General features: G+C 63.9%; 19 protein-coding genes. 17 read left to right on the top strand and 2 right to left on the bottom strand.

The window, feature by feature from the left end; all coding sequences use genetic code 11:
• Positions 1-32: 32 nt before the first annotated feature.
• Positions 33-1,106: a peptidase C39 family protein gene (locus ABVQ20_RS24005; RefSeq protein ID WP_354461953.1), complete on the bottom strand. Its 1,074-nt coding sequence runs from the start codon at positions 1,104-1,106 to the stop codon at positions 33-35.
• A gap of 190 nt (positions 1,107-1,296) precedes the next feature.
• Here ABVQ20_RS24005 and ABVQ20_RS24000 point away from each other — a divergent pair, with 190 nt between their 5' ends.
• The 8 genes from ABVQ20_RS24000 to ABVQ20_RS23965 all read left to right on the top strand — a co-directional run bounded on the left by ABVQ20_RS24000 (position 1,297) and on the right by ABVQ20_RS23965 (position 10,941).
• Positions 1,297-2,220, top strand: a complete 924-nt coding sequence (locus ABVQ20_RS24000; protein WP_354461952.1) for a LysR substrate-binding domain-containing protein — start codon at positions 1,297-1,299, stop codon at positions 2,218-2,220.
• 181 nt (positions 2,221-2,401) lie between these two features.
• Complete coding sequence (locus tag ABVQ20_RS23995) at positions 2,402-4,531, top strand: acetate--CoA ligase family protein (protein ID WP_354461951.1); 2,130 nt, start codon at positions 2,402-2,404, stop codon at positions 4,529-4,531.
• A 19-nt stretch (positions 4,532-4,550) separates the two neighbouring features.
• Complete coding sequence (locus tag ABVQ20_RS23990) at positions 4,551-5,720, top strand: acyl-CoA dehydrogenase family protein (RefSeq protein ID WP_354461950.1); 1,170 nt, start codon at positions 4,551-4,553, stop codon at positions 5,718-5,720.
• A gap of 44 nt (positions 5,721-5,764) precedes the next feature.
• Positions 5,765-6,598 carry an ABC transporter permease gene (locus tag ABVQ20_RS23985; protein ID WP_354461949.1) on the top strand — a complete coding sequence of 278 codons (834 nt, stop codon included), beginning with the start codon at positions 5,765-5,767 and terminating at the stop codon, positions 6,596-6,598.
• Entirely contained in the window at positions 6,595-7,395 is an 801-nt protein-coding gene (locus ABVQ20_RS23980) for an ABC transporter permease (protein WP_354461948.1), read from the top strand. Before ABVQ20_RS23985 ends, ABVQ20_RS23980 begins: the two co-directional genes overlap by 4 nt.
• Entirely contained in the window at positions 7,392-8,510 is a 1,119-nt protein-coding gene (locus ABVQ20_RS23975; protein WP_354461947.1) for an ABC transporter ATP-binding protein, read from the top strand. The genes ABVQ20_RS23980 and ABVQ20_RS23975 overlap by 4 nt, the downstream gene beginning before the upstream one ends.
• Positions 8,503-9,555, top strand: coding sequence for an ABC transporter substrate-binding protein (locus ABVQ20_RS23970; RefSeq protein ID WP_354461946.1), 1,053 nt, complete (start codon positions 8,503-8,505; stop codon positions 9,553-9,555). Before ABVQ20_RS23975 ends, ABVQ20_RS23970 begins: the two co-directional genes overlap by 8 nt.
• An 81-nt stretch (positions 9,556-9,636) precedes the next feature.
• Positions 9,637-10,941 (top strand): NAD(P)/FAD-dependent oxidoreductase, encoded by a 1,305-nt coding sequence (locus tag ABVQ20_RS23965; RefSeq protein WP_354461945.1) that lies wholly within the window; start codon positions 9,637-9,639, stop codon positions 10,939-10,941.
• A gap of 64 nt (positions 10,942-11,005) precedes the next feature.
• Here the strand turns inward: ABVQ20_RS23965 and ABVQ20_RS23960 are convergent, their stop codons facing one another.
• Positions 11,006-11,641, bottom strand: coding sequence for a methyltransferase family protein (locus ABVQ20_RS23960; protein ID WP_354461944.1), 636 nt, complete (start codon positions 11,639-11,641; stop codon positions 11,006-11,008).
• Positions 11,642-12,134: 493 nt separating this feature from the next.
• Here ABVQ20_RS23960 and ABVQ20_RS23955 point away from each other — a divergent pair, with 493 nt between their 5' ends.
• From ABVQ20_RS23955 to ABVQ20_RS23915, 9 genes are all read left to right on the top strand, one after another.
• Positions 12,135-12,392 (top strand): hypothetical protein, encoded by a 258-nt coding sequence (locus tag ABVQ20_RS23955; protein WP_354461943.1) that lies wholly within the window; start codon positions 12,135-12,137, stop codon positions 12,390-12,392.
• A 35-nt stretch (positions 12,393-12,427) separates the two neighbouring features.
• Entirely contained in the window at positions 12,428-13,219 is a 792-nt protein-coding gene (locus ABVQ20_RS23950) for a COG4705 family protein (protein WP_354461942.1), read from the top strand.
• Positions 13,220-13,323: 104 nt separating this feature from the next.
• A complete protein-coding gene (locus ABVQ20_RS23945) occupies positions 13,324-14,001 on the top strand; it encodes a winged helix-turn-helix domain-containing protein (protein WP_354461941.1) in 678 nt (225 codons plus the stop codon).
• A complete protein-coding gene (locus tag ABVQ20_RS23940; protein WP_354461940.1) occupies positions 13,988-15,358 on the top strand; it encodes a HAMP domain-containing sensor histidine kinase in 1,371 nt (456 codons plus the stop codon). The genes ABVQ20_RS23945 and ABVQ20_RS23940 overlap by 14 nt, the downstream gene beginning before the upstream one ends.
• Before the next feature lie 116 nt (positions 15,359-15,474).
• Positions 15,475-16,080: a hypothetical protein gene (locus ABVQ20_RS23935; RefSeq protein WP_354461939.1), complete on the top strand. Its 606-nt coding sequence runs from the start codon at positions 15,475-15,477 to the stop codon at positions 16,078-16,080.
• Between the two features lies 1 nt (position 16,081).
• Positions 16,082-16,744, top strand: coding sequence for an ABC transporter ATP-binding protein (locus tag ABVQ20_RS23930; RefSeq protein WP_354461938.1), 663 nt, complete (start codon positions 16,082-16,084; stop codon positions 16,742-16,744).
• Complete coding sequence (locus tag ABVQ20_RS23925) at positions 16,737-17,417, top strand: ABC transporter ATP-binding protein (protein WP_354461937.1); 681 nt, start codon at positions 16,737-16,739, stop codon at positions 17,415-17,417. Before ABVQ20_RS23930 ends, ABVQ20_RS23925 begins: the two co-directional genes overlap by 8 nt.
• Entirely contained in the window at positions 17,414-20,056 is a 2,643-nt protein-coding gene (locus ABVQ20_RS23920; RefSeq protein ID WP_354461936.1) for an ABC transporter permease, read from the top strand. The genes ABVQ20_RS23925 and ABVQ20_RS23920 overlap by 4 nt, the downstream gene beginning before the upstream one ends.
• A 146-nt stretch (positions 20,057-20,202) precedes the next feature.
• Entirely contained in the window at positions 20,203-20,457 is a 255-nt protein-coding gene (locus ABVQ20_RS23915) for a DUF1344 domain-containing protein (protein ID WP_354461935.1), read from the top strand.
• The last annotated feature ends 38 nt before the right edge of the window (positions 20,458-20,495 follow it).

Raw genomic sequence — 20,495 nt, 5'->3', positions numbered from 1 at the left:
GTTAGAGCAGTCGGAGGCGCCCACGCCCTAGCCTAGCATGACCACTTTCCCGCGCCGATCAGCACAGCGGCGCGATAGGCCGGCGTTCCATACCAGGCCATGCGGTCCAGCATCGGTGCGGCGACGGGAAGATCGAACACGTCAGCCGGCAGTTCGAGCCTGTCCGGCTCGATCCACGGATCGTTGATGAAATAGACCCCATCGCCATGGCCATGCACCAGGACCCAGTGCGGGCAGGTGTAGCCCATCATCGGCGCTTGATCGATCAGCACCAGCGCCAGGAGCCCGCGATCCAGCGCTTGTCGCAGTTCGTCGATCGCGAAGGCGCGATGCTGCAGGGGAATGCCCGCCATCCCGGCCTCGCGCTTGAAGCCGGTCTGGACGAATTCCATCAGGCCGCGACGCTCCTCCGTGCTCGCGCGGTCGAGAAAGATCGGCTGTTCGCTGCTCATGAAGACTTCGACCCGCAGCCCGCGCCTGTGCGCCGCCAGCGCGAGACCATAGGGGTCACAACCGCCCGGGCCGGTCGGGCCGATGATGGTGGTGGCTTCCCGCCACAGCTCGATCTCGAGGACGCGATCGGGCTGCGCCGACGTATCGAGACCGGCCATGGCCATGACAAGCGTGGAGGGACCGCAGGTGAATCCTGCGCTCTGCGGATAGAGTGGCGCAACAGCCTCCGGACGCCGGCCCGGCCGACCGCCGATCCAGTGCTCGCGAAAGCCGTTCCGGCCTTGCCATGACCGCTCGTCGACAAGGCCAGCGATGTCCTCGCCAGCCCGCAGGCACAGGACGCCTCGGCTGAAGGCTTCCTTCTCCAGCGTCTCCAGGACACGGGTGGTGTCGGCCGGGAAAAAGCTCGGCGCGGTCCAGAACAGCACGATGCGCATCATCGCCGCGGCCGGGCGGCGCTGGCCAACCATGACCGCGACCGGGCGGCCTTCCGCGCTGTGTTGCACAACCCCGACGACGCCGGCGATCGCCTGCAGGGCCGGCACACGCCGCGCAACGTCCTGCGGCAAGGCAGCAGCGAGCGTCGCCCAGCCATCGGCCCGGGCATCGAGGACCGCCATGCCGACGGGGGCATTCACAAGGAGGCGTTGCATCGGCTTGCGCCCGGATTTGTGTGGCTGGCTGTCCACCGATCCCGTACCATCCGCAATCGGCGACATCATGACCTTATCTGGAACCGTAGCGGCCCGCTTGATGATGATGGTACCGATATAATTCCGTAGACTGATTGATCAGTCAACGGTAATCTCAAACCTCTTTGGCCCGCGAAGGTGTCCGGCTTCCATGACACTGCGCAAACTGCTTCCCTCGCCCAACGCGATCTTCATGTTCGAGGCCGCGGCGCGCCATCTCAATTTCACCGTCGCGGCGCGGGAATTCAACGTCACCCAGTCGGCGGTGAGCCGCATGATCGCGCGGCTGGAAAGCCATCTCGACGTCAAGCTTTTCATCCGCTCGCCAACCGGCATCGAGCTGACCGATGAAGGCCGCATGCTCTATGGCGCGGTCGGCAGCGGCTTCCAGCAGATCGAGATCGCGCTGGACGATATTCGCGCGCGGCAGGGCGAAGCGGGAACCGTCACGCTGTCGCTCTCTTCGGCCTTTGCCATGCACTGGTTCATGCCGCGCTTCGACCGCTTCCAGGCGAGCTTTCCGGGCATCGACCTGCGCTTCCAGCTGGTGCGCGGCGAGCCGAGCGGACCGGTCGAGGATGTCGATCTCGCCATCCGCTACAACCAGCCGCCAAACGCCGAACAACAGAGCTGGGAGCTGATGGAGGAGGTCGTGCTGCCGGTCTGCAGCCCTGCCTACCTGGCCGAACATGGCAGCCTCGACGATTGCGCCGATCTCGGCCGGCACACGCTTGCGCATCTTTCCGGCTCGATCCGCATCCCCTGGCAGCGCTACCTCGCGCAGTTCGACTACCCGCAGCCGGCAGGCAGCCGCAGTCTGACTTTCTCCGACTATACGCTGGTCATCCAGTCGGCGATCAAGGGACGCGGCATGGCGCTCGGCTGGTGGCATGTTGTGGCGCACGAATTGCTGCAGAAGGGCCTGGTCAAGGGTGGCCGGCATGAGTTGCGCACCGGTGACCACTATTACCTGGTGGCAACGGCCAGGCGCCCACTGCGCAAGCCGGCGATCCTGGTGCGGGACTGGCTGCTCAACGAAATGGCCGTGTTGAAACGGGAAGTCCTGGCGAGCTGAGCCGCCGGTCAAAGCGAGCATCCCTTGGGGGCATAACCTGTAGTCATCGGCTCGTGACTATTTCGGACCGTGCGCGATCGATTCCGGGTCTTATAGTCACCCCATCCGCTGAACCGCAAAACCAAGAACACCGGGCAGCAGGACAGACAAGGCTTTGGGAACGAGCCGAGGGAGCAGATTGTTGATTGGAGCCATTGCCGCCGTTGACGGCATGACAGAAGCCGTGCATCGCCTCGATCCGCTGCTGCGGCCGGCATCGATTGCCTTTGTCGGCGCGTCGATCCGCCCCGACACGCCGGGCAACACGATGGTGCGTGCCGCGGCTATGGATGGCTATCGCGGCCGGCTCTACGCCATCAATCCGAAATACGATTCGGTGGAAGGCGTGCCCTGCTTTCCCGATCTGGCGAGCTTGCCCGAAAGGGTCGAGCATGTGGTCCTTGGCGTCGCCAACGATCAGCTGGAAAAAAGCCTGCTCGATGCAGCCCACCACGGCGCCAAGGCCGTTACCATCTTCGCCAGTTGCGACCTGACCGGCGCCGCCAATGACGGCCTTGCCGACCGGCTGACAGGGATCGCCGAGGATGCCGGCATGGTCATTTGCGGCGGCAACGGCATGGGCTTCTGCAACCCCGGCATCGGCCTGCGCGTCTCCGGCTTTGCGGCAGATCTTCCCATGAAACCCGGCGGTGTGGCGCTGATCACCCAATCGGGCTCGGCTTTCAGCGCGCTCGCCTACAATGACCAGCGGCTGAAATTCTCGCTGTGTGTTTCCAGCGGCCGCGAACTGACGACGACGGCCGCCGACTATGTCGATTGGGCGCTCGACCAGCCCGCGACAAAGGTCGTCGGTCTGTTCCTGGAGACGGCCCGCAAGCCGCGCGACTTTGCTCGTTGTCTCGAAAAGGCTGATAGCCTCGGCATCCCCGTCGTTGTCCTGAAAGTCGGGCGCACGGAACTGAGCGCGAGCTTCGCCGCCAGCCACAGCGGCGCGATTGCCGGCGACGATGCGACCTATGAGGCCTTGTTCGCGAGATGGGGCGTCGTCAGCGTCGATACGCTGGACCAGCTGGCCGCCAACCTGCTGCTGTTCTCCGCCGGGCGGCCGGCCGCGAGCGGCGGCCTTGCCAGCCTGCATGATTCCGGCGGCGAGCGCGAAATGGTCGCCGATCTCGCGGCCAGGGCGGGCGTGCCATTCGCCGTCATTTCCGAGAAGACCAAAGAGGAGCTGCGGCTTCATCTCGACAGCGGCCTGCAGCCGGCCAACCCGCTCGACGTCTGGGGTTCGGGTTCCGATTTCGAGACGCATGTCGAAGCCTGCATGGACGCCATGCTTGCTGATCCCGACACCGCCATCGGCGTTCTGTTCCAGGACATACGCGACGGCTCCTACATCGCCGAAGGTTTTGCCCGCGCGGTGATCCGCTCGCACGCCAAGACCGGCAAGCCGGTTGCCGTGGTCAGCAACTACGCCACGGTGAACCACCGCGCTCTGGCGCTGGCGACCACCGAGGCCGGTGTGCCGGTCATCGACGGCACCGACGAGGGGCTGCATGCCATCCGCAATCTGCTGGCCTTTCGCGACCGGCGCTCCCTCCAGCATGCCTACCCGCCTGCCGTGGCCAGGGGCATCCGCGAGCGCTGGCGGGCCCGCCTCCAGCAGGCCCTGCCCTTCGACGAAAGCGAGGCGCTGGCGCTGCTGGCCGACTACGGCATCGCCACGCCCCATTCGATCAAGGCCAACACATCGGCCGAGGTTCTCCAAGCCGCGCGCGACATCGGCTTTCCCGTCGCCCTGAAGACCGCGGCCGGCATCCAGCACAAATCCGACCAGGGCGGCGTGGTGCTCGGGCTCGCCGACGAGGCCGCGCTGAAACGGACCTACTCGGACATGTCGGCACGGCTCGGCCCCCAGGTGCTCGTCGCCGCCATGGCGCACAAGGGCGTCGAGATCGCCTTCGGCCTGATCCGTGACGAACAGTTCGGACCCTATCTTGTCGTCGCCTCGGGCGGCATCTGGATCGAGATCCTCAGGGACCGCGCCGTCGCCTTGCCGCCGCTGAGCTTCGAACAGGCGCAAGCCTTGATCGGCAGGCTGAAGGCCAGCCCCTTGCTTGATGGCGCGCGCGGCATGCCGCCCGCCGACAAACCGGCGCTCTACGCAGCACTTGCCCGTTTCTCGATGCTGGCTGCCGATCTCGGCGATCTCGTCGACGAGATGGACGTCAACCCGCTGCTGGTTTCGGACCGGGGCTGCGTCGCCGTCGACGCACTTGTGGTTGGCCGGAATGCCAACCGCTCATCACGATAATCCGCAATCGAGGACTTCCATGAATTTCGACCTCAGCCCACGCGAAAAGGAACTCTCCAGGAAGGGCCGCGACTTCTGCGACCAGGTCCTGCTGCCGCTGGAGCAGATCACCGACGAGCATGGCGAACTGCCGATGGAACGCCGCGAGGCAGTCCGCCAGGCAGTGCGCGACTGGGGCCTGGCCGGCATCAACCACAGCAAAGAGAATGGCGGGCTTGGCCTGTCGATGGTCGAGCAGACGGCGATCGAGGAACAGCTCGGCCGCGTCACCAACGGCCTGTGGAGTTGCGTGTGGCGCCCACCGGTCAGCCTGAAGTTCGGCACGTCGGCGCAGAAGCAGGACTATCTGCTCCCCTCGATCAACGGCTACCGGCGCGGCGCCTTCGCCATCACCGAGCCAGAGGCCGGTTCAGACCCGCGCCGGGTGAAGACCCGCGCCGTGCTGAAGAACGGCATGTGGCATCTGACCGGCGAAAAATGGTTCGTCACCTCCTACAACGCTTCGGACTTCATCATCGTCCACGCCCATGTCGATGATACCCCCGACAAGCCGACGCTGTTCCTTGTCGACAAGCCGGCTAACAACATGGTGCATCTGCGCTCGCCGAAGTTCATGCATAATTTCGCCTTCGACCACGCCGAGCTTCGCTTCGAGGATACACCGGTTGGTGAGGACAGGATGCTCGGCGGCATCGGACAGGGTCTCGAGCTGACCAAGGACTGGTTCGTCGAGGCCCGCCTGCAGATCGCCTCGCATGCCGTGGGTGCGGCGACGCGGGCCGCCGAAATCGCCAATGACTACGCCACGACCCGCCACCAGTTCGACCGCCCGATCCGCGACTTCCAGGGCGTCGAGTTCATGCTGGCCGACATGGCCGTCGACATCTTCGCCGCCAAGTCGATGCTTTACCGCGTCGCCTGGGAGATCGATCAGGGGCTGGACCGCAAGCGCGTGCATGCCCATGCCAGCGCGCTGAAACTCTACTGTTCGGAGACTGCCGGCCGCGTCATCGACAAGGCGCTGCAGGTCCTGGGCGGGCGCGGCTACATGCGCGAGAACCCGGTCGAGCGGCTCTACCGCGACATCCGCGTCGACCGCATCTGGGAAGGCACGTCGGAAATCCAGCGTGTGATCGTCGCCGGCCAGATCCGCAAGCGCGGTTTTGGCGTCTTCAGCGAGGTCGCCTGACCCATGCCAGCGCGCCACGGGAATCGAAAGGAGTGCCGGCCTTGATGTCGCGCCGGCATCTCGAAACCGCATGCCTGCTTGGCCCGGCCCTGGTCGTACTGGCGCTGCTGTTCGTGGTGCCGCTGGCGCGGCTTTTCTCGCTGGCCTTCACCGATCCCACCGGCCCGTTCGCCACCTTCGGCATCCTGGCCGAAAGCGCCGTCTATCGCCAGGTGATGTGGAACACCTTTGTCGTCGCCGTCGTCGTCACGGCACTTTGCGCATTGCTGGCCTGGCCGGTCGCCTATGTGCTGTCGCGGCTCAAGGGCGTGTGGTTCGCGGTGGCGCTCTATGGCGTGCTGTTTCCCTTCTGGATATCGGTTCTGGTGCGGACCTTTGCCTGGATGATGCTGCTCGAGCGCAACGGGCCGATCAACCGGCTGTTGATGAGCACGGGTCTCACCGATGAGCCGCTGGCGCTTCTCTTCAACAATGTCGGTGTGCTCATCGGCATGATCCACATCCTCCTGCCCTACATGATCCTGCCGCTTTACGGCGCCATGATCCGCATCGACCGCCGGCTGCTGCTCGCCAGCGACGGGCTCGGCGCCGGCCTGCTCGACACCTTCCGCCGCATCTATTTTCCGCTCTGCCTGCCCGGCCTTGCCGGCGGCGCGACCTTCGTCTTCCTGCTGTCGCTCGGCTTCTTCATCACGCCCGCCCTGCTTGGCGGCTCGAATGCGATCACACTTTCCATGCTGATCGCGAGCTTCGTCAACGACCGCCTGGCCTGGTCGCTCGCCGCGGCCGGCTCGATGGCGCTGCTGGCGATCGTGCTCGTGCTGATGGCGCTGACCGCAAGGCTGCTGCCGATGGAGAAGGGGTTCTTCGCCCGATGAACAGGCTGCCGCTTTTCCTGCGCATGGCCGCCAACGCCGGCGCCAGCCTGGTCCTGGCATTCCTGGTGCTGCCGATCCTTGCCGTGGTTCCCGCCTCCTTCAACAAGGCGAGCTTCATCTATTTGCCGCCGCGCGCCTGGTCCGACATCTGGTACGAGCGTTTCCTCGCCGATCCGGAGTGGCGCAGCTCCCTGTTCAACAGCGTCGAGGTCGCGACGCTGGCGACGGTGATCGCCGTGGTCATCGGAACGCTGGCGGCAATCGGCCTGCGCCGCATCGATGGCCGCCTGCGCACGCTCGTCACCGGGCTGTTCCTGGCGCCGATGATCGTGCCGGTCATCGTCACCGCCGTGGCACTCTACCGTAGTGCGCTTGATGTCGGCCTGAGCGGCACCATCCTCGGGATGAGCCTTGGCCATGCGCTGCTGGCGCTGCCTTTCGTGGTCATCAATGTCGGCATCGCCTTGCGGGCCGTCGACGGCAACTGGCTGAAGGCGGCCGCCGGCCTCGGCGCCGGACCATGGACGATCTTTCGCACCGTCACCTTGCCCAACATCGTGCCCGGCATTGTCGGCGGCGCCATCTTCTCCTTCATCACCTCGTTCGACGAGGTGATCGTCGCCGTGTTCATGGCCGGCTATTCCTCGAAAACCCTGCCGGTGAAGATCTGGGAATCGATCCGGCTGGAATTCACCCCGGTCATTGCCGTCGCCGCGACCGTGATGATCGCGCTTGCGATCGTGCTGTTCGCCCTGGCGCAGATTGCCAGCAGCAAAGCCGGAGGCCATACACGATGATCAAACCGGGGACCCAATCAGGACTGCCGCTGCGGCTTGCCGGCCTGTCGAAGAACTATGGAAGCTTCAAGGCACTCGAGCCCACCAACCTCGACGTGAATGCCGGCGAGTTCCTGACGCTGCTTGGCCCCTCGGGTTCGGGCAAGACCACGCTGCTCAATTTGACCGCCGGCTATATCGAACCGACGGCAGGCGAAATCCGCATCGGCGATCGCGACGTGACGCACACGCCCGCCCGCCACCGCAACATCGGCATGGTGTTCCAGAACTACGCGCTGTTTCCGCACATGAGCGTCGGCGAGAACGTCGCTTATGGCCTGACCGTACGCCGGCTATCGAAGCCCGACATTGCCCGAAAGGTCGACGAGATCCTGGCGCTGATGCGGCTCGACGGCTTCGCCGACCGGCCGATCCAGCAATTGTCGGGCGGACAGCAGCAGCGCGTGGCTTTGGCCCGCGCGCTGGTCATCGAACCCGACGTGTTGCTGATGGACGAGCCGCTCGGCGCGCTCGACAAGCAGCTTCGCCGCTCGGTGCAGCTTGAACTGCGCCGGCTTCACCAGCGCCTTGGCCGCACCACCATCTATGTCACCCACGACCAGGAGGAGGCGCTGGTGCTGTCCGACCGTATCGCGGTGATGGACAGCGGCCGCATCCAGCAGCTGGGAACGGTCGATGATCTCTATGATCGCCCCGTCAACGCCTTCGTAGCCGGCTTCATCGGCGAGTCCAATCTGTTGCCGGTGCGCGTTCTCTCGACATCCGGCGGCCAGGCCTCGGTCGATGTCGAGGCCTTCAGCAGGACGATTGCCGTCGACGCGGCACCCGGCACAGCGCCCGGCGAACCGGCGCGGCTGCTGATCCGGCCGGAACATGTCGAACTTGGCCAGGGCGGCGACGGCGTCGTCGCCGAGATCGTCGAGGTGATCTATCTCGGCGAACTCACCCAGCTCACCCTGAGGCTGGAGAGCGGCCAGACGCTCGCCGCCCGGCAGATCACCGACCGGACATTGCAGGCCGGCGCCAAGGTCCATGTGTCGTGGAAACCGGGCAATGTCCGCGCCGTCCCTCATTCCCCACCCAAACCCACCAAAACGGAGAAAGCTGATGCATAGGCGTACTTTCCTTCTGACGGCAGCGGGCGGCTTGCTGGCCGGCGCGACGGGTCTTCCGCGACTGGCCAATGCTGCCGGCCGGCCCTTCACCTTCACCTCCTGGGGCGGCGCCCTGTCGAATGCCGAAAAGGCGGCGTTCATCGATCCTTTCGGCCAGCTCAAGGGCATCGAGGTGATCAACACATCACCGACCGAGACGGCCAAGATCAAGGCCATGGTTCAAGCCAAGGCCGTCGAGTGGGACCTCGTCGACGTCGGCGGCCGCACCGTCTGGCAAGGCGGCAATGAAGGGTTCCTCGAGCCGATCGACGTGTCGAAGATCCCCAATGCAGCGGCACTTGAAAAAGGCTGGATCGCGCCGAACGGCATCGCCACCTCGACGGGCGCCACCGTGATCGCCTGGTCGAAGACGGCGTTTCCCGATGCCGGCCCGCAGTCCTGGGCCGACTTCTGGGATGTGAAACGCTTCCCCGGGCCACGCGGCCTCTACCGCTTCTTCTACTACAATTACGAAGCAGCCCTTCTGGCATCCGGCCTGAAGCCGTCGGAAGTGTTTCCCTACACGACCGAGAAGGCCGACATGGCCATGGCCAAGATCAAGGAGCTGAAGCCGCATGTCTCGGTCTGGTGGGGCACCGGTGCGCAACCGCCGCAACTGCTGTCTTCGGGCGAGCTGGCGCTGTCCTCGGCCTGGAGTGGTCGCGTGCTGGCGGCGGAAGCCGAAGGCGCGCCCGTCGGCTTCACCTACAAGGACGGCATCGCCTGGGCCAATTGGTGGGTCATCCCCAAGGGATCGCCCAATGCCGAACTGGCGCATGAAGCCATCAACTTCGCGCTCGCCGAACCGCAGCAGGCAAAGCTGCTGGCCCTCAAGACCTATGGGCCCGTGCTCAGCACCGCGACATCAGGCGCCGACGCCGAGACCAAGAAGATCCTCGTCATGTCGGCGGACAACATCAAGGACATGCTGATCCTCAACGAAGGCGAAGCCGACAAATACTCTGTCGCCTATGAGGAAAAGTGGAACCAGCTGATGCTGCAATAACCGGCCATAGCAATGTCCGGGCGCTCCGGCACATCGTCTGCCGGAGCGTTTCCTTGCCAATACGCTCAGGGAGAGCCAACCATGCCCGCCGCCGGTCCACATGCCCTGCCAGCCAGCCTCTGGGCGGCGACCGCGACCCCAGCGCCGCCATATTCCACGGCTGGGGGCGACATCGCGGCCGACGTCGCCATCGTCGGCGCCGGCTATACCGGTCTCAGCGCCGCGCTGCACCTGTCGCAGGCCGGCAAGAAGGTGGTCGTGGTCGAGGCCAGCGAGCCCGGTTGGGGAGCTTCGGGGCGCAATGGCGGCCAGATCATCGCCGGGCTCAAGCACGACCCCGACAAGCTCGAAGCCAAGTTCGGACAGGCGCTGGGCACCGCCATCACCAGGACAATCGGCGGCGCGGCCGACCTGGTCTTCGACATCATCGAGAAATACGGCATCGACTGCCACGCCAGGCGCAGCGGCTGGATCCAGGGCGCGCATGGCGTGAGGGCTTTCGAGGAGATCGTGACCCCGCGCTTTCGCCAGTGGCATGCGCGCGGCGTCGGGGCCCGCCTGCTCGATCGCCAGGCGATGGCGACGCTGACCGGGTCGTCGCCCAATGCCTATCATGGCGGCTGGTTCGACCCGCGCGGCGGCGTGCTGCAGCCACTCGGCTACGCACGCGGGCTGGCAGCCGCCGCGATGTCGCAAGGCGCGACCATCCTGGCGAATGCGCCGGTGCTCAGGCTGAGTTCGACGGACAAAGGCTGGACGCTAAATCTTGGTCAGGGCAGCGTCCGTGCGCGAAAGGTGATCCTGGCCACCAACGCCTATACCGGAGATCTCTGGCCGGGCCTTCGCCAGACCGTCATTCCCGTGACCAGCTTCCAGATTGCCACGCACCCGCTGGCGCCAGCGGTTCGCAGCACTATCCTGCCGGGCGGCCAGGGCGTGGCCGACACCAGGAGGCTCCTGCTTTACTTTCGCCTGGACCATGAAGGTCGGCTGATCATGGGCGGCCGATCTCCCGTCGACGACAATCCCACAATGGACGATGCCAGGACGCTGAAGGCGGCTCTGGCGCGGATTTTTCCGCTGGCCGCCGGTTCACCCATTGAATTCGTCTGGAGCGGCAAGGTTGCCATCACCAAGGACACGATGCCGCACATCCACATCCTGGCTCCCGGCCTGCTTACGGCACTTGGTTGCAATGGTCGCGGCGTCGCCACATGCACGGCCATCGGCAAGCTGCTGTCCGCTCTTGCGACCGGAACCGAGCCTGCCGATCTGCCCTTCCCAGTGACCGCGCCGAATCCCTATGCGCTGCATGCCTTGCGCAAGGTCGGTGTCTTCGCCGTCAGCCAGTACTACAGGCTCCTCGACAGCCAAAGCGCTACATGACGGCACGAGTCGCTTAGCCGGCTGTCTTCCAGATCAGAGGAACGGTGTTTCGAACCGCCAACGCTCAGTAGAGCGTGAGCAAGGGCTGGAACAGCAGGCCGCTCGCCCGGAATTGCTCAAGCAGCTCGATGGCTGGAAAGATCGCCAGGAAATAGAGCCCATCGTAGAATGTGCGCTTCAGCGCCCGCGTCGAGAACTGAAGCTCGTCGGGATCATGGAAGAGCATCGGGTTCGGCCAGAAACGTGGCGTGCTCTGGGCATAGGCCAGGTAGGCGGGGCCGAATTTACCGAGCAGATATTCGGCTTCCTTGCGCGCCGTGACCCGAAAGATGAAAAAGCTGGCAAGGCCCAGCGCGATGGCGGCCGTCAGCGAGCCAAAGATCAGTCCGACACCGACAGCGCCGACCGTCGAGAAGAAGTAGAGCGGGTTCTGGGTCATCGAAAACGGTCCCGACGACACCAGTTCCTGGTTCTTCTTGCCGCCGACATAGAGGATGCTCCAGAGCCGTCCGGCAATGCAGACGAGCACCAGGCAGAAGCCGATGAACTCCAGGGTTTCGTGTCCGTTCGAGCCCTCGGTCAGGGCCGGTCTGGCAAACAGCAGCAGCAACACCGCAAGCACGGCGGCGGCTCGAACGACGATCAGACGCTTGCGCTGGTCGAAGGCCTCCAAAACCGGCTTGAGAGGAACATAGGTCATTGCGCGTTTTCCTTGGCTCGACAAGCCCGGGGGGCACTGGTAACGACATTCAGGCAGGACACCGGTCCCTATCACCGCACCGCGAGGCGTTCGTAAAGGCCCTTTTCGCGAACGAGGTCCATTCTTACGAATTTGTAAGCCTCTGGACAAGCGAGCGTGAGTGGCAGTGTCAATTGCACTGGCTCACGTCAATAGATGCCGGATAGAATCGACCGGAATGCATTGGTCCTGAAATAATGCCCTCGACACTGACCGCCGTGCGGTCCGCCTGAAGACAGATCTGGGTCAAGTTGTGGTCATTTATTCTTTGGACCCGCAATCGTGCTTCGATCGTCGGCTCCTCTGATCCGCAAGCATATTTACGAAACTGTAAGGCTCCGGAAAGACGGAGGAGAGTTCACGTCCCTATTGTGCGGAGGCCGGCAGGGTCTTGCCCTGGCCGGGATTGCTCAATGTCGCCGGGAACCGGCGCCAGACAGGGGAAACCATCCAGATGAAAAAGCTTATCATTGCCCTCGCCCTCGGCACCATTGCCATCACCAATCCGATTGCTTCCGCATTCGCCGCCCCGACGCCCTGCGAAGACGCGCTCAAGGCGCTGCGGGCCACGGAAGCCACGGCGAAACTCAATGACGCGGACAAGGCCAAGGTTTCGGATCTCGAAACCAAGGGCATCGAGCGCTGCAACGCCGACGACGACAAGCGCGCCGACGACTTTTTCGCACAGGCCATGAAGGTCATGGGCAAGTAAGCCCGCTCAATATCCTCGAAGACAGGACATCGGCCATGCTCTCATCCACCCAACGTATCGCACCCGCTCTCAACCGGGTGCCGAATGTCACCGTCGATTTCTGGCTGATCAAGCTCATGGCCGTGACCATGGGGGAAACGGCGGCGGACTACCTCGCTGTCAATCTTGGTCTTGGCCTGACAGTCACATCGCTGATCATGACCGGTGTCCTGATCGTCGCGCTCGTCCTTCAATTCGCCCAGAAGCGTTACATACCCTGGGCTTACTGGCTGGCTGTCGTATTGGTAAGTATCGTCGGCACCCTGATCACCGACAATCTCGTCGATAATTTCGGCGTACGCCTGCAGACCACGACGATCGTGTTCAGCGTCTTGCTCGCCGCCACATTCGCGCTCTGGTACGCCAGCGAAAGAACGCTGTCGATCCACACCATTTACACGACGAGACGCGAAATCTTCTACTGGCTGGCGATCCTCTTCACCTTCTCGCTGGGGACCGCCGCCGGCGATCTGGTCGCGGAAAGCTTCGACATGGGCTATCTGACCACCGGCCTTCTGTTTGGCGGCGTGATCGCGCTCATTGCCCTTGCCTACTATGTCCTCAAGATCAACGGCATCCTCGCCTTCTGGCTTGCCTATATCCTGACCCGGCCGCTTGGCGCCTCGTTCGGCGACCTGCTCTCGCAGCCGGTCGAGTATGGCGGCCTGGGCTGGGGAACGACTTTTACCAGCCTGGCCTTCCTTGGCTGCATTGCCGCACTTGTCCTCTACATGACGCTGAAGAAGGACGCCGACGAGATCGAGGACATCCTGCTTGAGGCCGATTGAGGCAAGGAGCGTCAAGACAGGGCGCCCCGGATATCCTAGGAACCTGTGTGTGCCGATGCTAGCATCACGTTTCGACAAGGCATCGGCAACGGACCGGAACGATCATGCGCCTTCTTCTCATTGAGGACGACCCGCGAACGGCCGACTACGTCATGAAAGGCCTGAGCGAGGCCGGTCATGTCTGTGATCTGCTGCGCAACGGGCATGATGCCCTGTTTGCCGCGACACGCGGGTCCTATGACGTGATCATAGCGGACCGGATGATCCCCGGCCTGGACGGCCTGTCCATGATCAAGGCGATCCGCGCCGCCGGCGTGCGCACGCCGACAATCTTCCTGACATCGATCGGCGGCGTCGACGACCGCGTTGAAGGACTTGAGGCGGGTGGCGACGACTATCTCGTCAAGCCATTCGCCTTTTCCGAACTGCTTGCCCGCATCAATGCGCTTGGCCGCCGTCCGGCGGCGCAGGAACAGAAGACCACGTTGCGGGTCGCCGACCTCGAGATGGATCTGATCATGCGCCGTGTCACCCGGCAGGGTCACGCCATCGAGCTTCAGCCACGCGAGTTCAGCCTGTTGGAGGTCCTGATGCGCGGCGAAGGACGGGTGATTACCCGCACCATGCTGCTGGAACGCGTCTGGGATTTCCACTTCGATCCCAAGACGAGCGTCGTCGAGACCCATATCAGCCGGCTGCGCACCAAGATCGACAAACCTTTCGAGGTCCCGCTCATCCATACCGTCCGCAACACCGGCTACAGCCTGCATGCACCGGTTTAGCCTGCTTCGCAGCACGCCATTCCGGCTTGCCTTGACGTTCGCATTCCTGTTCGTGCTTGCCTTCGTGCTGTCGGGCGCCATCGTCTACCAGATGATGAGTGCCGACCTTGCCGATCGTCTCGACGAATCAATCACCGAAACCTATTCGGTCGTTGCGGCGACTTACTCCGATGGCGACTTGGAAGATCTGATTTCCACGGTCGACAGCCATTCCAAGCTCAGCACGATCAAGGAACAGATCTTCTCCCTGACCGGGCCCGACGGCAATCACCTGGCCGGGAATTTTACCGCGGCCGGCCTTCCCGACGGTTTTTCCCTGTTCAGGGCGGCGATTCCGGGAGTACCTTCCGGTGTCCAGTATCGAGCCTATTCCGGCTCGGTCGGCGCAAACAACCTCACCGTCGCGTTCAGCCTTTCGGAAACCGAGGAGCTGGAGACGATCGTCCTGATGAGTTTCGGCTGGGGGACGCTCATCATCACCGGCCTCGCCGTGACCGGCGGCGCCCTGCTGGCGTCGCGCGTCCAGCGCCGCCTCGACGGCATCGCGTCGACCATGGTCGACGTTTCGCACGGCAAGCTCGACGCCCGCATCCCGCTGATCGGGAATGGTGACGACATCGACGTCGTGTCCGGCCAGGTCAATGCCGCGCTCGAACGACTGTCGGCGCTGGTCGACGGCATGAGGCAGGTGAGCACCAATATCGCCCATGATCTGAAGACGCCATTGAACCGTCTCCAGTTGATCCTGGATGTCGCCTCACAGAAAACCGCATCCGGCCAGGAGGTTTCGGACGATCTGGCGGAAGCGCAAGCCGAGGGCGCCCAGATCAACGAGACCTTCGACGCTTTGCTGCGCATCGCCCAGATCGAGGCTGGCGCGCGCAAGGCGCGCTTCACCGATCTGGATCTCAGCGCGGTGGTGGAAACGATCGCCGAGATCTACGCCGACGTGGCCGAGGACGACGGAAAGTCCTTGTCGGCAACGGTGCTTCCGGATTCTGAAAGCCAGATTCACGGCGACCGTGAGCTGCTGACGCAGCTGTTTGCCAATCTCGTTGAAAATGCCTTGCGGCACTGTCCCGAAGGCACTGCCATCGAACTGGCCGTGACCCTGCACGCTGACCATATTCTTGCGAAGGTCAGCGACAATGGGCCCGGAATTCCGGCCGAGGAGCACGACAAGGTGTTTCAACGGCTCTATCGGCTCGACGACAGCCGGACGACGCCCGGCAGCGGCCTTGGCCTCAGCCTTGTGCGGGCCATAGTCGATCTGCATGGGGCTACCGTCGCACTTGAGGATTGCCGTCCTGGACTGGCAGTAATCGTGAGTTTTCCAAGGGCCAGGTCATTGACCTGATAGATACGGTGGCCACGAGAAAAGCTTACAAATCCGTATGATCTTGGCGACATAGACGTAAGATTGCCGCTGCATATTGAATGCATTCTCTGTTCGACCAAAAAAGGCCGCACAAGATGCTGCGCACCCGTTACAGAATCTGCCACTGCCTGGCCGGGATCATTCTCGCAACCTGGTTAGGTATCGCCGGCCTGTTCGTTGCGGGCCTTGGAAGCCACCCGGTGCTCGCCGCCGAAGTTGCCGTCCAGGCCGAAAAGAACCCTCCCGGCGATATCCCCGACACGCAGGTCTTCATCGACTACACGTCGCCCGGAGGTTTTGCCTTGAAGGTTCCGGAAGGCTGGGCGCGATCGGACCGTGCCGACGGGGCAAGCTTCGTGGACAAGCTTGACGGCGTTGTCCTCTCCATCTCCAAGGCTGACGCTGCCCCGACTGTCGAGAGCACCAAGGCCGACTACGTTCAGAAACTGGAGGCTGCCGGACGAGCCGTCCGCGTGACCGCGGTCAAGGCCGTCAAGCTGCCGGCGGGTTCGGCGATCCGCATCGTCTATACGTCCAACTCCGAACCCAATGCCGTGACCAACAAGCAGGTTCGCCTGGAGAACGAGCGCTATCTCTATTTCAAGGATGGCAAGCTTGTCACGCTCGAGCTCTATGCGCCGAAGGGCGCGGACAATGTCGACCAATGGCAGCTGATGTCCAGCTCGTTTCGGTGGAAATGAGATGCATGCGCTGGACGCGCACGAGCTCTACCGGTTCTTTCACATCGGGGATGATGAGACAGCCGCGCTGCGCGGCGTCAGTTTCCATCTGGGCGCCGGCGAAATCGTAGCGCTGACAGGGCCGTCCGGAAGCGGCAAATCCACGCTGCTGTCCTGCGTAACCGGGCTGGATGAGCCCGACGGTGGCCATGTGGACGTGTCGGGGGTGCGGCTGACCAGACGGTCCGAAGCCGAGCGCACCCGTATTCGCGCGGGAAGTTTCGGCATCCTCCTCCAGTCCGGCAACCTGTTCGGACATCTGACCGTGGAGCAGAACCTCCGCTTGCAGATGCTTCTGGCGGAAAAAGAGGACAGGGAACGGATCGCGCCCCTGCTGGAGAGCGTAGGCCTTTTGCATCGCGCGGCGGCGTTCCCCAGCGAACTTTCCGGTGGCGAAACGGCGCGTGCCGGGCTTGCCGTGGCGCTGGCCGCCGACCCTCCCATCCTGGTTGCCGACGAGCCGACGGCGGAGGTCGATCGCGACACGGAATCACGGCTTATCGGGCATTTCGAGGCCCGGCGCGAGGCGGGCCTGGCGACACTGCTTGCAACGCACAGCAAGGCGCTGGCGCAAAGGGCCGACCGGGTGATCAGGCTTAAGGACGGGAGGATCGTCCGTGACTGACGCACTCGTCCTCGGCAAGGGCCTCGGCCGGGACTTTCATGACGGGACCGCCCAGCAGATCACCGTCCTGCGTGATGTCGACTGCGAGGTCGCCAAGGGTTCTCGCATCGCCCTCGTCGGACCGTCCGGCAGCGGCAAGACAACGCTCCTCCATATCCTTGGCGGATTGGACAAGCCGACGACCGGCGAGATCGAATGGCCGGGGCTCGGGTCTTTCGAGGAACTCAGGCCGCGCCAGATTGGCCTCGTGTTTCAAACACCCAGTCTGTTTCCTGCCCTCACCGCGGCCCAGAACGTCAGCCTGCCGCTGGTCCTGGCCGGCGGGGATGCCACCACCGATGGTACAGCAGCATCGCTGCTTGCATCGTTCGGCCTTGCCGAACTTGCCGACAAATTGCCGGAGGAATTGTCCGGCGGGCAAGCGCAGCGGATAGCGATGGCGCGGGCCTTGGTCATAGGACCAAAACTCGTCCTCGCCGACGAGCCGACCGGCCAGCTGGACAGCAAGACCGCGCATCTGTTCTTCGACACCGTGCTGCGGCACCTCGAGGGGACGGACGTGGCCCTGGTCGTGGCGACGCATGACGAGGCGGTGGCGGCTCGAATGGCGACGCGCTGGACCATGGATCACGGCAGGCTGCTCAAGGGACGCCCGGGGGGCATGGCGGCATGATGCTCTTGCTCTGGATGCGCGGCATACTGGCGCGCCGCCTGCTTCGTGTCATGGGCGCGATTGCCGGTGTGGCTTTGACAGTTGCCCTTCTCGCGGTTGTCGGGCTGTTTCTTGTCAATGCTGGTAACTCGATGACCGCACGCGCCATCTCGGCCGTGCCGATCGACTGGCAGGTCCAGCTGATCTCCGGATTCGATACGGCTCCAATCCGCAAGGCACTGGACGACGCGGCGCGGGTCAAGGCCGTCCATCAGGTCCACTATGCGGATGTCGCCGGCTTCGAAGCTCAGGCCGGCGGCACGACACAGACCACAGGACCCGGACAAGTCATCGCCTTCGACGATGGCTATTTGAATGACTTCCCGGCGGAAGTGCGCCAGCTTTCGGGCGGCATGGACGGCGTGCTGATCGCACAACAGACGGCGGCCAATCTCCACGTCAGCCCGGGCGACACCATCTCGGTCAATCGGATCGGCCAGCCCGCGGCGAACGTCAAGGTCGCCGGTGTCATCGACCTGCCCGATGCCGATTCGCTCTTCCAGGCAGTCGGGTTGCCGCCTCAGGCTGCCCCGCAGGCCCCGCCGGACAACGTGCTCATCCTGCCTCTGCAAGACTGGCAGCAATTGTTCGATCCCCAGCAGAAGACGCGTCCCGATACCACCCGGCTGCAATTGCACGTGCGCCTCGAACATGACGCGCTCCCGCCTGACCCGGTCTCGGCTTACACTTTCGTCACTCGCGCGGAGAACAATCTCGAGGCGCGGCTCGTGGGTCAGGCTCTGGTCGCCGACAATCTCGGCACTCGCCTCGGAGCGGTCCGCGAGGATGCACTCTATGCGTCCGTGCTGTTTCTGTTTCTTGGATTGCCCGGCATCGCGCTGGCCGTGGTGCTGACCTTTGCGGTGACATCGTCGGGTGCGACGCGGCGGCGGATGGAACAGGCGCTGCTTCGGATTCGTGGCGCCACGACGCGAATGGTCCTGTCGCTGTCCGCTACGGAGGCCGCCACTGCCGCGATCGGCGGCACCGTGCTCGGTATTGGCGCGGCCGTGCTTTTCGGGACCATGTTCTCGAGCCTGGCACCGAACGGCCTGACGCTGCTTCTGGTCGGCGCAACGGGGTTGCTCGTTGGTTTCGTCGCCTTTCTGGTTCCCGCCTGGCGGGACGCCCGCTGGGTCACCGTCAGCGCTGCGCGCCGAGCCGTCCCGCGGACGGGAAAGCCGCTCTGGCGGCGCTTGTGGCTCGATGTGTTGTTGCTCGTCGCCTCGGCGCTGTTCTTCTGGCAGTCGGCGAGCACCGGATATCAGATCGTGCTCGCCCCCGAAGGCGTGGCCGCAACATCCGTCGACTACAAGGCGTTTATCGCCCCCGCCCTGTTCTGGCTGGGCACGGCACTGCTGACCATGCGGCTGTCGGGCTCCGTCATCTCGCGGAACGGCCAGATCCTTCGCGCAATCATCGCGCCTGTCTGCGGACCTCTCACGTCCCTCGTTTCGGCCGCGTTGTCGCGGCAATCCGAGCGACTGACCATCGGCATCGCCATGACCGCGCTGGCCATCTCGTTCGCCACGTCGACCGCGATCTTCAACACCACCTACAATGCGCAGTCGCGCATCGATGCCGAATTGACCAACGGATCCGACGTCACCGTCCAAGGTACGTCGCAAAAGCCGGCCGGGACACATCTGGCGGTCCTGGCCACGCTGCCCGAAGCGGCGGCGGCGGAACCCATGCAGCATCGCTTCGCCTATGTCGGTGCCGACCTGCAGGATCTCTACGGCATCGATCCCGCTCGCATCGGCCGCGCCACGCATCTCTCGGATGCCTATTTCAGCGGCGGCAGCGCGGCCGGCATGCTGGATCGGCTCGCCGCGACACCTGATGGCGTCCTGGTGTCGCAAGAGACCGTGCAGGATTTCCAGCTTCAGCAAGGCGACACCATCAACCTGCGGCTTATGAATGCCGGGGATCACCAGTATCATCCGGTGGCCTTCAGGTTCGTCGGCGTGGCGCGTGAATTTCCGACCGCGCCAAAGGATTCCTTTCTCGTCGCCAACGCGGCCTATGTGGCCCGCATGACCGGATCAGACGCGTCTGAATACGTGCTCATGCGGGCAAGGAACGATCCGACGGCTCTCGCAAGACAGGCGGCCTCGACCCTGGCTGCCGAACCATCGCTGAAGATCACCGATATCGGCCAGGCCGCCCATCTCATCGGGTCGAGCCTGACCGCCGTCGACCTTGGCGGCCTGACGACGATCGAACTGGGCTTCTCCGTCGTCATGGCGGCGGCCGCTGCCGGTTTGATGCTGGCGCTGGGATTCATCGAGCGCCGCCGGAACTTCGCCATACTGAGCGCCATCGGCGCTAAACCCCGGCAACTGGCCGCGTTTTTGTGGAGCGAAGGCATCCTCATTCTTGCCGGCGGCCTGGTTTTCGGCCTCCTGTCGGGCGTCCTCACCGCTTGGATGCTGGTGAAGCTTCTGACCGGCGTCTTCGATCCCCCACCCGAAACACTCTCGATTCCCTGGGCTTATCTGGCCGTCGTGCTCTGCCTGGTGACCGCCTCCGTTATAGTCGCGGTCCTGTCCGCCAGGTCATCTTCCACGCATGATGCCGAGCACCTGCGGGATCTTTGATGTATCCCCGCACATTTACGCATTTGTAAAATCACGGCCAGCCTGCCGAAAACTCCGCGGCCTAAGCTCGACCCATCGTCCTCCAGGTGAGGGACATGATGCCGGGGCTCAAGGCGCCCGGGCACGAAACCACGCGGGAAACGAAAATGAAGAGATCAATCATCGCGGCCACAATGATGCTGGCAATGGCATCCTCAACCACTGCTTTCGCGAAGACGGCCACCGGCACCATCGCAAGCATCGACAAGAAGGGTGACTCGATCACCCTGTCGGACGGCAAGACCTTCACGCTTCCGGAAGGCATCGAAGCCGAAACACTCAAGGTCGGTGAGAGGGTGGTCGTCACCTATTCAACGAAGGCCGGCAAATTCGCGGCTTCGCGCATCCACCCTGCCCCGTGAGGGAGCCCCAGGCGACGCACCGAGAGGACTGATCCGCC

The sequence above is a fragment of the Mesorhizobium shangrilense genome, assembly GCF_040537815.1.
Classification (GTDB): Bacteria; Pseudomonadota; Alphaproteobacteria; order Rhizobiales; family Rhizobiaceae; genus Mesorhizobium; species Mesorhizobium shangrilense.
The sequence above is the reverse complement of the archived record's forward strand: the minus strand, read 5'-3'. Positions and strand labels throughout refer to the sequence as shown.

What these genes read in the sequence shown, in the direction of transcription:
- ABVQ20_RS23965 (WP_354461945.1), top strand. Translation starts at nt 9,637, where the DNA reads ATGCCCGCCGCCGGTCCACATGCCCTGCCAGCCAGCCTCTGGGCGGCG.
- ABVQ20_RS23930 (WP_354461938.1), top strand. Translation starts at nt 16,082, where the DNA reads ATGCATGCGCTGGACGCGCACGAGCTCTACCGGTTCTTTCACATCGGG.
- ABVQ20_RS23990 (WP_354461950.1), top strand. Translation starts at nt 4,551, where the DNA reads ATGAATTTCGACCTCAGCCCACGCGAAAAGGAACTCTCCAGGAAGGGC.
- ABVQ20_RS23950 (WP_354461942.1), top strand. Translation starts at nt 12,428, where the DNA reads ATGCTCTCATCCACCCAACGTATCGCACCCGCTCTCAACCGGGTGCCG.
- ABVQ20_RS23920 (WP_354461936.1), top strand. Translation starts at nt 17,414, where the DNA reads ATGATGCTCTTGCTCTGGATGCGCGGCATACTGGCGCGCCGCCTGCTT.
- ABVQ20_RS23955 (WP_354461943.1), top strand. Translation starts at nt 12,135, where the DNA reads ATGAAAAAGCTTATCATTGCCCTCGCCCTCGGCACCATTGCCATCACC.
- ABVQ20_RS24000 (WP_354461952.1), top strand. Translation starts at nt 1,297, where the DNA reads ATGACACTGCGCAAACTGCTTCCCTCGCCCAACGCGATCTTCATGTTC.
- ABVQ20_RS23935 (WP_354461939.1), top strand. Translation starts at nt 15,475, where the DNA reads ATGCTGCGCACCCGTTACAGAATCTGCCACTGCCTGGCCGGGATCATT.
- ABVQ20_RS23980 (WP_354461948.1), top strand. Translation starts at nt 6,595, where the DNA reads ATGAACAGGCTGCCGCTTTTCCTGCGCATGGCCGCCAACGCCGGCGCC.
- ABVQ20_RS23985 (WP_354461949.1), top strand. Translation starts at nt 5,765, where the DNA reads ATGTCGCGCCGGCATCTCGAAACCGCATGCCTGCTTGGCCCGGCCCTG.
- ABVQ20_RS23960 (WP_354461944.1), bottom strand. Translation starts at nt 11,641, where the DNA reads ATGACCTATGTTCCTCTCAAGCCGGTTTTGGAGGCCTTCGACCAGCGC.
- ABVQ20_RS24005 (WP_354461953.1), bottom strand. Translation starts at nt 1,106, where the DNA reads ATGCAACGCCTCCTTGTGAATGCCCCCGTCGGCATGGCGGTCCTCGAT.
- ABVQ20_RS23970 (WP_354461946.1), top strand. Translation starts at nt 8,503, where the DNA reads ATGCATAGGCGTACTTTCCTTCTGACGGCAGCGGGCGGCTTGCTGGCC.
- ABVQ20_RS23940 (WP_354461940.1), top strand. Translation starts at nt 13,988, where the DNA reads ATGCACCGGTTTAGCCTGCTTCGCAGCACGCCATTCCGGCTTGCCTTG.
- ABVQ20_RS23975 (WP_354461947.1), top strand. Translation starts at nt 7,392, where the DNA reads ATGATCAAACCGGGGACCCAATCAGGACTGCCGCTGCGGCTTGCCGGC.
- ABVQ20_RS23915 (WP_354461935.1), top strand. Translation starts at nt 20,203, where the DNA reads ATGAAGAGATCAATCATCGCGGCCACAATGATGCTGGCAATGGCATCC.
- ABVQ20_RS23945 (WP_354461941.1), top strand. Translation starts at nt 13,324, where the DNA reads ATGCGCCTTCTTCTCATTGAGGACGACCCGCGAACGGCCGACTACGTC.